Below are 14,105 nucleotides of genomic sequence, written 5' to 3' on the forward strand. Positions count from 1 at the left end.
CCAGTCGGTCCCGGGGACGATGATGTCCTCCGGCGTCCGTCCTTGCCCCCGTGGAGAAGGTTGGTCCGTGAAAGACGCTGTGTCCCTGCTGCCGATCGTGGCGATCGCGGCCATTTTCTGGCTGCTGATCATCCGCCCCGCCTCGCGCCAGCGCAAGCAGGCAGCCGAGCTCCAGGCAGCCCTCGCGGTCGGTGACGACGTGATGCTGACCTCCGGAATCTTCGGGACCATCACCGGCTCCACCGACGAGCACGTCGAGCTCGAGATCGCGCCCGGAGTCGTGATCCGGGTCGTGCGCGGCGCCGTCGCGTCGGTGCGCCGCGAGGCCGAGCCCGCGCCGGAGCCCGCCGAGTCGCGGTCCGACGACCTCCCCGACGACGAAGAGGAGCGCTGAGCCATGGCGGCCCGCCGTCCGCGCCCTGGGCGCAATCTCGTCGTCTTCTTCCTCGGACTCGCCATCCTCTACGGCCTCACCGCACTCTCGCAGGCCAGCGTCGAGGAGCCGGAGAAGCCCTGGCGCCCGGCGCTGGGCCTCGACCTCCAGGGCGGCACTCGCATCACCCTGACCGCCGAGAAGGCCCCCTCCAAGGAGAACCTCGACGAGGCCCGCCGGATCATCGACCAGCGCGTCAACGGCTCCGGTGTCGCCGAGGCCGCGGTCACGACCCAGGGCGGCCGCAATATCGTGGTCGAGGTGCCCGGCAAGACCAAGAACCGCGGCCAGCTCGAGGACACCGTCAAGCGCCAGGCACAGCTGCGCTTCCGTCTCGTCGCCTGCTCCGACGTCCGCCCGGGAGCGTGCGCCGCGGGGACCGGCACCGATCCGATGGGCGGCGGCCTCGGCCGGGCCCCGCTCTCGCTCGCCGAGGACGACCCGACCGACGGTGCGAGCGACGCCGCCACCGACGCGCCCGCCGAGGGCGCGACGGACGCCCCGTCCGACGCGCCCACGGATGCTCCCACGGACGCGCCGGCCGACACCCCGACCGACGCGCCCGCGGCCGGCGATCCCGCCGGCGACGGCGAGAAGTGGACCGTCGAGGACGACATCGCCTGGTCCCGCGCGCCCGACCAGGCGGCGATCACGGCGTTCAACTCCTACACCTGTGACCCGAAGGGCGTCCTCGTCGACGCCGAGGGCAAGCCCGCCGACCTGCCCGACGACCCCGACCAGCCGGTCGTGGTGTGCTCGACGCCCGACAAGGACAACGGCGTCATCAAGTTCCTGCTGAGCCGCTCCGTCGTCGAGGGCACCGAGCTCGACGACGCCAGCGCGCAGACCCCGCAGAACGGCGTCGGCTGGGTCGTCGCCATCGAGATGGGCAACAGCAAGGACCGGGCGCACCCCAAGGGCTCGCCGGGTGCTGCCTCGGACTTCGAGGCGGTCACCCGCGCCTTCGCAGGCACCGACGAGCAGTTCGCCGTCGTCCTCGACTCCCAGGTGCTGACCTACCCGGTCCTCAACAGCGTCATCACCGACGGCCGCTCGCAGATCGAGGGGGACTTCACCGAGCAGGAGGCCCTCGACCTGGCCAACAGCCTGAAGTTCGGTGCGCTGCCCATCAAGTTCAACGACGAGCAGACCTCCGTCGAGGAGATCGGCCCGTCGCTGGCCGGCAACCAGCTCTCCGCGGGCCTGACCGCAGGCGCGATCGGCCTCGCGCTGGTCATGCTCTACTGCCTCGTCTACTACCGCGGGCTCGGCCTGGTGGTGGTCAGCTCGCTCTTCGTGGCGGCGATCATCACCTACGCCATGGTGCTGCTGCTGAGCAAGACCGCCGGCTTCACGCTGACCCTGCCCGGCATCGCCGGTCTGATCATCGCGGTCGGCATCACCGCCGACTCGTTCGTCATCTTCTTCGAACGCATCCGCGACGAGATGCGCGAGGGCAAGTCGATGCGGGTCGCGGTGGAGACCGGCTGGGCCCGGGCCCGGGTCACCCGGGTCGCGGCCAACACGGTCCAGATCCTCTCGGCGCTGGTGCTCTACATCTTCGCCACCGGCGCGGTGAAGGGCTTCGGCTTCGCGCTCGGCCTGACCACCCTGATCGACCTCGCGGTGCTGTTCTGGTTCACCAAGCCGATGGTGTCCTGGCTCGCCCAGTTCAAGCTCTTCAACTCCGGGCACAAGCTGTCCGGCCTCAGCAAGGAGACGCTGGGCATGGATGTCACGCCCTCCCGGCCCGCCGCTGTCGCGGGAGGTGACGCCTGATGGGCAAGATGTCCCGGCTGGGCAACGACCTGTACCAGGGCCGCAAGTCGATCGACTTCGTCGGCAAGGTCTGGCTCTTCTACGGCATCTCGGCGGTGCTGGTCGCCGCCGCGATCCTGGTGCTCTTCCTCAAGCCGCTCAACATGGGCGTCGAGTTCACCGGCGGCACCACCGTCGCGGTGCCCGTCGGGTCGGGCAACGCCACGCAGGCTGCCGCCGACGACCTGCTCGAGAAGGTCGCCGGCTCGGGGATCGAGAACGCCGAGAACCCCACGGTCACGACCGAGGGCGACTCGACCCTGACCATCCAGGTCGAGAACCTCAGCGAGAAGCAGCGCGGTGAGATCACCGCCCTGGTCCACGAGGAGTTCCCGCAGGTCGACCAGGGCGACCTCTCGATCCAGGACATCGGACCGAGCTGGGGCCAGGAGGTCGCCAAGAAGGCGCTGATCGGTGTCGCGATCTTCCTGGTGCTCGTCGTGCTGTTCATCTGGGCCTACTTCCGCGAGTGGCGGATGTCCGTCGCGGCCCTGGTGGCGCTGATCCACGACGTGGTGCTCACCGTCGGCGTCTACGCCCTGTCCGGTTTCCAGGTGACGCCGGCCGCGGTGACCGGTGTGCTCGCGATCCTCGGCTTCTCGCTCTACGACACGGTGGTCGTGTTCGACAAGGTCAAGGAGAACACCACCACCCTGCGCAAGAACACGCAGTCGTACGCCGACGCGGCCAACCTCGCGGTCAACCAGACCCTGGTGCGCTCGATCAACACCTCGATCGTCGCGCTCATCCCGATCGGCGCGATCCTCTACGTCAGCGCGGTCCAGTTGGGCGCCAGCTCGCTGCAGGACCTCGCGCTCGCGCAGTTCGTCGGCATGGGTGTCGGCGTCTACTCCTCGGTCATGCTCGCCCCGCGCGTCCTGGTCCACCTGAAGATGCAGGAGACCGAGATGCAGATCCAGGCCCGGCGGGCCAAGGCGAAGCAGCGGGCGCTGGCCGACCGGTATGCCTCGGTCCCGGTCGCGACCGACGATGCACCCGTCGCGGGCCGTCGTGGCGACGACCCCGACGCCATCCCGGACGAGCTGCTCGAGGACGAGTTCGAGATCGAGGTCGACGGCGGCGACCCGCCGACTCCGCGTCGTACGGCACCGCAGACGGATGCGGTCGGCAAGGGCCGGGTGGTGCCCACTGCCAGCCGCCCCGTCAGCGACAGCGGCAGCTCGGGCCGCAAGCAGCCCGTGCGCCAGGCGCGCTCCAAGCGCGGCAAGAAGTAGCGCGGTGGGCGATCGCGACGTCCGGGACCGCGCGGTCGACGCCCTGACCCGGCTGGTCCGCGACATCGCGGACTTCCCGGAGCCGGGGATCGTCTTCAAGGACATCACGCCGGTGCTGGCCGATCCGGCCGGCTTCGGCGCGGTGGTCGCCGCGATGGCCGAGGCCGGCCGGAGCGCGGGCGGCGAGGTCGTCGTCGACAAGGTCGTCGGGATGGAGGCGCGGGGGTTCATCCTCGCCGCACCGGTCGCCCTGGCACTCGGCGTCGGCTTCGCGCCGGTCCGCAAGGCCGGCAAGCTGCCGCACCACACCCACCAGGTCGACTACGCCCTGGAGTACGGCGAGGCGGTGCTCGAGCTGCATCAGGACGCCGTCGCGCCGGGGGAGCGGGTGCTGCTGGTCGACGACGTGCTCGCCACCGGCGGCACCGCGGGCGCGACCTGTGAGCTGGTCCGCCGCTGCGGCGCGGAGCCGACCGCCTTCGCGGTGCTGCTGGAGCTCGGCTTCCTCGACGGGCGCGCCGCCCTGGGCACCGTGCCGGTCAGCTCGCTGCTGACCGTGTGACGCTCCGCCGGCGTCGTACCACGCACAGCGCGCTCCTGCGCGCCACTGCTCGACGGGGGCCGCGCGGGCGCCACTAGACTGGGGCGATGACCGAGGAGCGCACGACCCCCCGCGTATCGCCGCGGGTGCCGTCCGCGCCCGCCCCGGTCCCCAGCGAGCCCGGCGGCGGCCGTGGTGTGCGTGCCCGGCTGGCCCGGATGGGCAGCCGCAGCCAGGGCGCCAACCCGGTCCTGGAGCCGCTGTTCCGGGCGGTCCGCGCCAACCACCCGAAGGCCGACCTCCCACTGCTGGAGCGCGCCTATGTCACCGCCGAGCGGCTGCACGCCGACCAGAAGCGGAAGAGCGGCGACCCCTACATCACCCATCCGCTGGCGGTGACCACCATCCTCGCCGGCATCGGCATGACGGAGCCGACGCTCGTCGCCGCGCTGCTGCACGACACCGTCGAGGACACGCCGTACACCCTGGAGGAGTGTCGCCGCGACTTCGGCGACGAGGTCGCGCTGCTCGTCGACGGAGTGACCAAGCTCGACAAGGTCGTCTACGGCGACTCGGCCAATGCCGAGACGATCCGCAAGATGATCGTGGCGATGTCCCGCGACATCCGGGTGCTGGTCATCAAGCTCGCCGACCGGCTCCACAACATGCGCACGCTGCGCTTCGTCAAGCAGTCCACGCAGGAGCGCAAGGCCCGCGAGACCCTCGACATCTACGCCCCGCTGGCCCACCGGCTCGGCATGAACACGATCAAGTGGGAGCTCGAGGACCTCGCCTTCGCGACCCTCCACCCGAAGATCTACGACGAGATCGTGCGCCTGGTCGCCGAGCGGGCGCCCTCGCGCGACTCGTTCCTGGCCGAGGTGATCAGCCAGGTCGAGAAGGACCTGCGCGAGGCCAAGATCAAGGCGACGGTGACCGGCCGGCCGAAGCACTACTACTCGATCTACCAGAAGATGATCGTCGGCGGGCGCGACTTCTCCGACATCTATGACCTCGTGGGCATCCGCATCCTGGTCGAGGAGGACCGCGACTGCTACGGCGTCCTCGGCGTCCTGCACTCCCGGTGGAACCCGGTCCTGGGTCGGTTCAAGGACTACGTCGCGATGCCGAAGTTCAACATGTACCAGTCGCTGCACACCACCGTGATCGGCCCGCAGGGCAAGCCGGTGGAGATGCAGATCCGGACCTTCGCCATGCACCGCCGGGCCGAGTACGGCGTCGCGGCGCACTGGAAGTACAAGGAGGACGGCCGCGCCGGCAACGACACCGACAGGCCGGGCGATCTCGACGATATGAGCTGGGTGCGCCAGCTGCTCGACTGGCAGAGCGAGGTCGAGGACCCCGGCGAGTTCCTGGAGTCGCTGCGCTTCGAGATCAACCAGGCCGAGACCTACGTCTTCACCCCCCGCGGCGACGTGATCGCGCTGCCGTCGGGCTCGACCCCGGTCGACTTCGCGTACGCCGTCCACACCGAGGTCGGCCACCGCACCATCGGCGCCCGCGTCAACGGCCGTCTGGTGCCGCTGGAGTCGACGCTCGAGAACGGCGACGTCGTCGAGGTGTTCACCTCCAAGGCCGAGGGCGCCGGGCCGTCGCGCGACTGGCTGAACTTCGTGAAGTCCCCGCGCGCCCGCTCCAAGATCCGTCAGTGGTTCACCAAGGAGCGGCGTGAGGAGGCGATCGAGCGCGGCAAGGACGAGATCGCCAAGCTGATGCGCAAGGAGGGCCTGCCGCTCAAGCGGCTGCTCTCCCACGACTCGCTGACCCTGGTCGCCAGCGCCTTCCGGCTCAGCGACGTCTCGGCCCTGTACGCCGCCGTCGGCGAGGGCAATCTCGGCGCCCAGACGGTGGTCCGCCGGGTCATCGAGCTCCACGGCGGCGACGAGGGCGCCCAGGAGGACCTCGCCGAGGCCGTCACCATCACCGGCCGCCGCGGGCGGCCGAGTCGCGCGTCCGGGGGCGATGCGGGCGTCATCGTGACCGGGTCGCCCGACGTCTGGGTGAAGCTGGCCAAGTGCTGCACCCCGGTGCCCCCCGACACCATCCTCGGCTTCGTCACCAAGGGCGGCGGGGTCTCGGTCCACCGCAAGGACTGCACCAACGCCGCCAGCCTGCTGGCCCAACCGGAGAAGCTGGTCGACGTCGAGTGGGCGCCCACCGGCCAGTCGACCTTCCTGGTCAACATCCAGGTCGAGGCGCTGGATCGCTCGCGGCTGCTCTCGGACATCACGATGGTGCTCTCCGACGCCCACGTGAACATCCTGTCGGCGAACCTCACGACCTCGCGTGACCGTGTCGCGAAGTCCCGCTTCACCTTCGAGATGGCCGACGCCAAGCACCTCGACACGGTCCTCAGCGCCGTCCGCTCGGTCCCCGGTGTCTTCGACGCCTACCGCGTGACGCAGTAGGGGGCGCGGGCTTTGACGGAATCGCCGGTCGACCGGCGATTCCGTCACTGGACGGCTGTTGCAACGCGCGACAAGTGACAGAACTGGCCGTCAAGCAGGCCGTGAGCAGGGCGTATCCACAGGCCGCTGCGCTGCCGGGGCCGATCTGTCGGTACCGCTGTGCACCGTCGTTCCCATGCAGATCCCCTCCGATGACCCGCGTCTCCTCCAGATCGATCTTCGCGCCGACCTCGTGCGCCTCGGCCACACCGATCGGTCGCTGGCCGCAGCCGTGCGCCGCGGAGAGCTGGACCGACCACGGCGTGGTGCCTACGTCTCGGCGGCCGAGTGGGCGCAGCTGTCCTCCGAGCAGCGGTACGCCGTGCGAGCCCGAGCGGTCGAGCGCCAGGCGCGCACCGAGGTGATCCTCAGTCACACCTCGGCCGTGCCCTTCCACGACGGCCCCCTCTGGGGACAGCAGTTGGAGGACGTCCACGTCACCCGCCGAGACGGCCTGACCGGTCGCAAGGAACGCGGCGTGCGGCAGCACCGAGGGCAGTTGCGGGACGACGACGTGGTCGCCGTCCACGACTTCCAGGTGAGCGCCCCGGCCCGCACCGTCCTCGAGTGCGCCACGGTGGCGTCGGTGGAATCGGCGCTGGTGGTGGCGAACGACTTCCTCCATCGGGGCCTGGTGACGCCACAAGAGCTGCATGAGCGCTACGACGAGGTGATGGCCCACTGGCCGCAGTCGCTGGGGACCCCGGTCGTCCTGCGTCTGGCCGACCCACGGATCGAGTCAGTGGGGGAGAGTCGGACCTTGTACTTCCTGTACCGGTCGAGCCTCCCCAAGCCCATCCCTCAGTTCGAGATCTGGGACGGTCTCGAGCTCGTCGCCAAGCTCGACTTCGCGCTTCCGGAGCACGGCATCTGGCTGGAGTTCGACGGCAGAGTCAAGTACGAGAGGTTCCTGCGGCCGGGTGAGTCGCCGGCGGATGCGGTCGTCCGCGAGAAGCTGAGGGAGGACCGCGTGGCCGAGCTGACTGGCTGGCGCTGCCTGCGGCTCACGTGGACCGACCTCGCGGACCCCGCACGACTCGCCGCTCGGATCCGCGCGCTGATCGAGTCCGTTGCCCGTGCCACGCGGCGCGCGAGCTGATCGGAGGCGACTTGGCGGGTGTTTCCTGCGCTTGACCTGCGTTGCAACGGCCGACAAGTGCAGGAATCGCCGGTCGACCGGCGATTCCTGCACCAGGAGTCAGCAGCTCAGCTGAAGTCGGCGGACGCCTTCTTGGCCATCTCCAGGAAGGACCGGCGTCCCTCGAGGTTCTCCTCGAGCTCGCGGACCCTCTTCTCGTCGCCCCGGGCACGGGCGGCGTCGAGCTTGGCCTCGGCCTCGGCGATGGCGGACTCGAGCTTGGTGACCATGTCGTCGGCGCGGGCCGACTTCTCGGGATCGGTACGACGCCACTGGTCGTCCTCGGCGCGCCGGATGACCTGCTCGACGGCGCGCATCCGGCCCTCGAGGTCCTTGATCCGGTCGCGGGGGACCTTGCCGGCCTCGTCCCACTTCTCGGCGACGACCCGGAAGGCCGCCTTGGCGGCGGCGAGGTCGCCGGAGGACTCCAGCACCGGCAGGATCGCCTCGGCCTCGACCAGCAGCGCCTCCTTGACGACGGCGTTCGCGGCGAACTCCGAGTCGAGGGCGGCGTTCGCGGCGTCGCGGGCGCCGAAGAAGGTGTCCTGGGCGCCGCGGAAGCGGCGCCAGAGCTCGTCGTCGACGGCCTTCGGGGCCGGGCCGGCGGCCTTCCAGTCGCGCATCAGGTCGCGGTAGCGGCCCGAGGTCGGACCCCACTCGGTGGACGAGGCCAGGGCCTCGGCCTCCTTGACCAGCCGCTCCTTCACGACGCGGGCACCCTCGCGCTTCTCGTCCTGCTCGGCGAAGTGCGACTTGCGCGCCTTGGTGTACGCCGAGCGCGCGGAGGAGAACCGGCGCCAGAGCTCGTCGTCGGCGGACTTGTCGATGCGGGGGAGCTTCTTCCACTCCTCGAGAAGCTCGCGCAGCCGGTTGGCGCCGTTGCGCCAGTCGCGGCCGCCGGCGATCTTCTCCGCCTCACCGGCGAGTCGCTCCTTCTCGGCGCGAGCGTCGGCGACGCGCTGGGCCTTGGCCGCACGCCGGGCGTCGCGCTGGGTGGCGATCACGGGCCCGAGTTCGTCCAGCTTGCGCACCAAGGCGTTGAGGTCTCCGACGGCGTGCACGTCGACGAGTTGCTCGCGCACGAGCTTGACCGAGGAGGTCGCCTCCTCGGGCGACAGCACGCCGGTCAGCACCCGTTGGTGGAGCAGATCCACCTCGAGTGAGAGGTTCTCGTACCGTTTGGTGTAGAAGGCCAGAGCCTCCTCGGGCGTCGCGTCGGGCATCTGCCCGACCGCCCGCTCGCCGTCGGTCGTCTTCACGTAGACGGTGCCGTCGTCGCCGACGCGGCCCCAGTCGGAGGTAGTCACAATGGCCCATGCTAATCAAAGCCGGAGCCCTCGATAGGCTGGGCCGGTGCTGATCGCCGCTTTCCCCGCTGGACCATGGGGCACCAACTGCTACGTCGCGGCCACGGCACCGGGTGCCGAGTGCGTCGTCATCGACCCCGGCAAGGATGCCGCGGACGGCGTCGCGGAGGTCGTCAGGGAGCACCGTCTCAAGCCGGTGGCCGTCCTGCTGACCCATGGCCACATCGACCACATGTGGTCGGTGACGCCCGTCGCCGGCGCCTACGACGCCACGGCCTGGATCCATCCCGGCGATCGACACCTCCTGGCCGACCCGATGGCCGGCATCTCGCGCGAGTCGGCGGGCATGCTGCTCGGCGGCGACTACGAGTTCACCGAGCCCGACGACGTCGCGGAGCTGTCCGACGGCGTCGCGCTCGAGCTGGCCGGCCTGAGCTTCGTCATCGACCACACGCCGGGGCACACCGCCGGCTCGGTGACCTTCCGTACGCCGTGGGACGCTCCCGACGGTCCGCCGATCTCCGAGGTGATGTTCTCGGGCGATCTGCTCTTCCAGGGCTCGATCGGCCGCACCGACCTGCCCGGCGGCGACCACGCCGCGATGCTCCGCTCGCTCAGCGCCAAGGTGCTGCCCCTGGCCGACGACATCGTCGTGCTGCCCGGACACGGCGAGCAGACGTCCATCGGCCGCGAGCGCGCGACCAATCCCTTCCTGCTCGACCTGATCGAGACCGCCGGCGAGTCCGCCGGACGAGTCACCCGAGGACTGTGACGACCCGCATGGCCAAGCCCACTCCGCTCAGCGGATTCCCCGAGTTCCTGCCTGCCCAGCGCTTCGTGGAGCAGGAGGTGATCGCCACCCTCGCGCGCACCTTCGAGCTGCACGGGTTCGGCAACGTCGAGACCCGCGCCGTCGAGCCGATGGACCAGCTGCTGCGCAAGGGAGACACGTCCAAGGAGGTCTACGTGCTGCGCCGCCTCCACGAGGAGGGCGGCAAGGACAAGGGGATCGGCCTCCACTTCGACCTGACTGTGCCGTTCGCGCGCTACGTGCTCGAGAACGCCGGCAAGCTGGAGTTCCCCTTCCGGCGCTACCAGATCCAGAAGGTCTGGCGCGGCGAGCGGCCCCAGGAGGGCCGCTTCCGCGAGTTCACCCAGGCCGACATCGACATCGTCGGGCGCGACACGCTGGCCTTCCACCACGACGTCGAGGTCGCCCGGGTGATGCTCGAGGCGCTCTCGAAGCTCGACTTCCTGCCCGGCTTCCGGCTGCAGGTCAACAACCGCAAGCTGATCCAGGGCTTCTACGCCGGCCTCGGGCTCGACGAGCACGGGATCGACGAGGTCATGCGCCTGGTCGACAAGCTCGACAAGCTCGACGAGGCCTTGGTCCGCGAGCTGCTGCTCACCGAGGCGGGCGTCACCGAGGAGCAGGCCGACAAGGCGCTCGCCCTGGCGACCATCCGGACCGCCGACGACTCCTTCGTCGCCCGGGTCCGCGCGCTCGGCGTGTCGAGCGAGCTGCTGGACGAGGGCCTCGACGAGCTCGCCACGCTCGTCCGGGCCTGCGCGCCGCTGGTCACCGAGCGAACCCGGATCGAGGCCGACCTGTCGATCGCCCGCGGTCTCGACTACTACACGGGCACCGTCTTCGAGACCCGTCTCGACGGTTTCGAGTCGCTCGGCTCGATCTGCTCCGGCGGCCGGTACGACGCCCTCGCCTCCGACGGCCGTACGACGTACCCCGGCGTGGGCATCTCGCTCGGCCTGAGCCGCCTGCTCGTCCCGCTCGTCCAGCGCGGCGTGCTGACCGCCGACCGCTCGGTGCCGAGCGTGGTCGTCGTCGCGGTCACCGCCGAGGAGACGCGGGCCGAGGCCGACGCCGTCGCCACGGCCCTGCGCGCGCGGGGCATCCCGTGCGAGGTCGCACCCAGCGCGGCCAAGTTCGGCAAGCAGATCCGCCACGCCGAGCGCCGCGGCATCCCCTACGTCTGGTTCCCGGACGCCGAGGGACGCGGCGAGGTCAAGGACATCCGCGACGGGAACCAGGTCGCGGCGGACCCCGCGACCTGGCAGCCTCCTACCCAGGACCTGCGACCGCAGGTCATCACCACCACCACTCCTGAAGGGGAATCCTCGTGATCCGCACCCTCCCAATGAGGACGCACAGTGCCGGCGCGTTGCGCGCCGAGCACGTCGGCCAGGTCGTCACCCTCGCCGGGTGGGTGGCCAATCGGCGCGATCACGGCGGTGTGGCCTTCATCGACCTGCGCGAGGCCAGCGGCGTGGTCCAGGTGGTCATCCGTGACGAGGCCGTCGCCCACAGCCTGCGCTCGGAGTTCTGTCTCAAGGTCACCGGCGAGGTCATCGCCCGCGGCGAGGGGCGGGAGAACCCCAACCTGCCCACCGGCTCGATCGAGGTCGTCGCCGACGATGTCGAGGTGCTCAGCACCGCGGCTCCGCTGCCGTTCCCGATCAGCGACCACGTCGACGTCGGCGAGGAGGTGCGTCTCAAGCACCGCTACCTCGACCTGCGTCGCGGCGGCCCGGCGCAGGCGATCCGGCTGCGCAGCCAGGTCAACAAGGCCGCCCGCGACGTCCTGGCGAGCCACGACTTCGTCGAGGTGGAGACCCCGACGCTGACCCGCAGCACACCCGAGGGCGCCCGCGACTTCCTGGTGCCGGCGCGACTGGCGCCCGGGAGCTGGTACGCCCTGCCCCAGAGCCCCCAGCTGTTCAAGCAGCTGCTCATGGTCGGCGGCCTGGAGCGCTACTACCAGATCGCGCGCTGCTACCGCGACGAGGACTTCCGCTCCGACCGGCAGCCCGAGTTCACCCAGCTCGACATCGAGATGAGCTTCGTGACCCAGGACGACGTGATCGCGCTGGGCGAGGAGATCGTCGCGGCGCTGTGGCGACTGATCGGTGTCGAGGTCGAGCTGCCCCTGCAGCGGATGACCTACGCCGACGCGATGGCCAGGTACGGCTCCGACAAGCCCGACCTGCGGATGGGCCTCGAGCTGGTCGAGTGCACCGACTACTTCAAGGACACGCCCTTCCGCGTCTTCCAGGCGCCGTACGTCGGCGCGGTGGTCATGCCCGGTGGCGCCGCCCAGCCACGCAAGCAGCTCGACGCGTGGCAGGAGTGGGCCAAGCAGCGCGGTGCCCGCGGCCTGGCCTACGTGCTCGTCCAGGAGGACGGCGAGCTCGGCGGACCGGTCGCCAAGAACCTCTCCGAGGAGGAGAAGTCCGGCCTGGCGGCCCACGTCGGTGCGCAGCCGGGCGACTGCGTCTTCTTCGCCGCCGGTGCGGTCAAGAGCAGCCGCGCCCTCCTGGGTGCCGCCCGCCTCGAGATCGGCCGTCGTACCGGCCTGCTCGACGAGGCCGCCTGGAGCTTCCTCTGGGTCGTCGACGCGCCGCTCTTCGAGCCGGCCGACGAGGCCACCGCGGCCGGCGACGTCGCGGTCGGCGGGGGAGCGTGGACCGCCGTCCACCACGCCTTCACCAGTCCGCAGGACCTGGAGTCGTTCGACTCCGACCCGGGCAACGCCCTGGCGTGGGCCTACGACATCGTGTGCAACGGCAACGAGATCGGCGGTGGCTCGGTCCGTATCCACCGCGAGGACATCCAGAAGCGCGTCTTCGAGGTGATGGGCATCGGGACCGAGGAGGCCGAGGAGAAGTTCGGCTTCCTGCTCGAGGCGTTCAAGTACGGCGCGCCCCCGCACGGCGGCATCGCGTTCGGGTGGGACCGGGTGACGGCGCTGTTGGCCGGCACCGAGTCCATCCGCGACGTCATCGCCTTCCCCAAGACCGGCGGCGGCTTCGACCCGCTGACGGCCGCTCCTGCGCCGATCACGGCGGAGCAGCGGAAGGAAGCCGGTGTGGATGCCCGTCCGGAGGAGGAAACCAAGGCCTGAGGCCTTGTGGCGGGACGGTTTGCCGGGCGTCGAGACCAAACCGTTACCGCGTCGCTATCGCCTTGACGCACCAAGTACGCCTAGTGTCACGGACGGCGCGTGGCCCCGTGGGCCCGTGTCGCATCCGTGACGCACGGCGACGAGGTGAAGATGACGATCCCGGGCTCCGAACTGGAGATCCACGAGGCTGAGGTTCCGGTCGAGGACGACGTCGTCGTCAAGGTCGCCGGACGATCCCCGACCCAGCTGGCCGTCGCCCGCTTCCGGGCGGACAAGCTCTCGATGATCTCGTTCGTCCTGTCGGTGCTGATCGTGCTGTGCGCGATCGCGGCGCCGATCCTGGTGTCGATGGGGGTCTTGAACCCCAACGAGCCGCACCAGAACCTGCTCTCCGACGACGGCGTCGTCCCGAGCGGCGCGTTCGGCGGCGTCAGCTGGGACCACCCGCTCGGCGTCGACCCGGGCCTCGGGCGCGACCTGCTCTCGCGGCTGATGCTGGCGATTTCCTGGTCGCTGGGCATCGCGCTCACCGGGACGCTCTTCACCGTCGTGATCGGCTCGGTGCTCGGCATCATCGCGGGCTTCTCCGGCGGCTTCGTGGACGCCACGATCGGCCGGATCATCGACCTGACGCTCTCGTTCCCGCAGACGATGATGCTGCTGGCGCTGGCGGCGCCGACCGTGCTCCTGCTGCGCACCCAGGTCTCCGACGTCTGGGGCTTCGGCTTCCTCTCCAACGCGGACCTGTCGAACGCGCTGTTCGTCATCGGCATCCTCGCGGCCTTCGGCTGGCCGCCGGTGGCGCGCGTGGTCCGCGGCCAGGTGCTGTCGATCCGTGAGCGCGAGTTCATCGAGGCGGCCCGGCTGTTCGGTGCCTCCCGGCGGAGGCTGTACTTCAAGGAGGTGCTGCCCAACGTGTGGGCGCCGGTGCTCGTCTACCTGACGCTGCTCGTGCCGGCCTACATCTCAGCGGAGGCGGCCTTCAACTTCCTCGGCGTCGGCATCAAGCCGCCCACGCCGACCCTCGGCAACATCCTGGCCCACTCCAAGGACTACACCAGCGGCGATCCGACGTACTTCTTCCTGCCCGGCCTGCTGCTGGCCCTCATCGTCGTGGTGTTCAACCTCCTCGGCGACGGCGCCCGAGACGCGCTCGACCCCAAGTCGAACCGATAACTGGACCCAGTGCTCCGCTGACATTCGGGACGCGGAGCGCTGCGACGCCGGCCTGGCCGGCGTCACTCA

11 protein-coding genes are annotated in these 14,105 nt (G+C 70.4%); 10 read left to right on the forward strand and 1 reads right to left on the reverse strand.

Going from position 1 to position 14,105, the window contains the following annotated elements:
• Positions 1-67: 67 nt before the first annotated feature.
• The 6 genes from yajC to QJ852_12985 all read left to right on the forward strand — a co-directional run bounded on the left by yajC (position 68) and on the right by QJ852_12985 (position 7,594).
• Positions 68-394, forward strand: a complete 327-nt coding sequence (yajC, locus tag QJ852_12960) for a preprotein translocase subunit YajC (protein ID WGX99323.1) — start codon at positions 68-70, stop codon at positions 392-394.
• 3 nt (positions 395-397) lie between these two features.
• Positions 398-2,212, forward strand: coding sequence for a protein translocase subunit SecD (gene secD / locus QJ852_12965; GenBank protein WGX99324.1), 1,815 nt, complete (start codon positions 398-400; stop codon positions 2,210-2,212).
• A complete protein-coding gene (secF, locus tag QJ852_12970) occupies positions 2,212-3,486 on the forward strand; it encodes a protein translocase subunit SecF (GenBank protein WGX99325.1) in 1,275 nt (424 codons plus the stop codon). The genes secD and secF overlap by 1 nt, the downstream gene beginning before the upstream one ends.
• 4 nt (positions 3,487-3,490) lie before the next feature.
• Positions 3,491-4,048, forward strand: coding sequence for an adenine phosphoribosyltransferase (locus QJ852_12975; protein WGX99326.1), 558 nt, complete (start codon positions 3,491-3,493; stop codon positions 4,046-4,048).
• Between the two features lie 197 nt (positions 4,049-4,245).
• Positions 4,246-6,456 (forward strand): bifunctional (p)ppGpp synthetase/guanosine-3',5'-bis(diphosphate) 3'-pyrophosphohydrolase, encoded by a 2,211-nt coding sequence (locus tag QJ852_12980; GenBank protein ID WGX99459.1) that lies wholly within the window; start codon positions 4,246-4,248, stop codon positions 6,454-6,456.
• A 175-nt stretch (positions 6,457-6,631) separates the two neighbouring features.
• Entirely contained in the window at positions 6,632-7,594 is a 963-nt protein-coding gene (locus QJ852_12985; protein ID WGX99327.1) for a type IV toxin-antitoxin system AbiEi family antitoxin domain-containing protein, read from the forward strand.
• Between the two features lie 107 nt (positions 7,595-7,701).
• Here the strand turns inward: QJ852_12985 and QJ852_12990 are convergent, their stop codons facing one another.
• Positions 7,702-8,940, reverse strand: coding sequence for a DUF349 domain-containing protein (locus tag QJ852_12990; GenBank protein ID WGX99328.1), 1,239 nt, complete (start codon positions 8,938-8,940; stop codon positions 7,702-7,704).
• A gap of 46 nt (positions 8,941-8,986) precedes the next feature.
• Between QJ852_12990 and QJ852_12995 the strand changes: the two genes are divergently transcribed.
• From QJ852_12995 to QJ852_13010, 4 genes are all read left to right on the forward strand, one after another.
• Positions 8,987-9,712, forward strand: a complete 726-nt coding sequence (locus QJ852_12995; protein WGX99329.1) for an MBL fold metallo-hydrolase — start codon at positions 8,987-8,989, stop codon at positions 9,710-9,712.
• Between the two features lie 8 nt (positions 9,713-9,720).
• Entirely contained in the window at positions 9,721-11,082 is a 1,362-nt protein-coding gene (gene hisS / locus QJ852_13000) for a histidine--tRNA ligase (protein WGX99330.1), read from the forward strand.
• A 14-nt stretch (positions 11,083-11,096) separates the two neighbouring features.
• On the forward strand, positions 11,097-12,860 hold the full coding sequence (gene aspS, locus QJ852_13005; GenBank protein WGX99331.1) for an aspartate--tRNA ligase: 1,764 nt from the start codon (positions 11,097-11,099) through the stop codon (positions 12,858-12,860).
• 150 nt (positions 12,861-13,010) lie between these two features.
• The gene (locus QJ852_13010) at positions 13,011-14,036 is read left to right on the forward strand and encodes an ABC transporter permease (protein WGX99332.1); all 1,026 of its coding nucleotides are present in this window, start codon (positions 13,011-13,013) and stop codon (positions 14,034-14,036) included.
• Positions 14,037-14,105 lie beyond the last annotated feature (69 nt).

Source organism: Nocardioides sp. L-11A (assembly GCA_029961745.1).
Lineage (GTDB): Bacteria > Actinomycetota > Actinomycetes > Propionibacteriales > Nocardioidaceae > Nocardioides.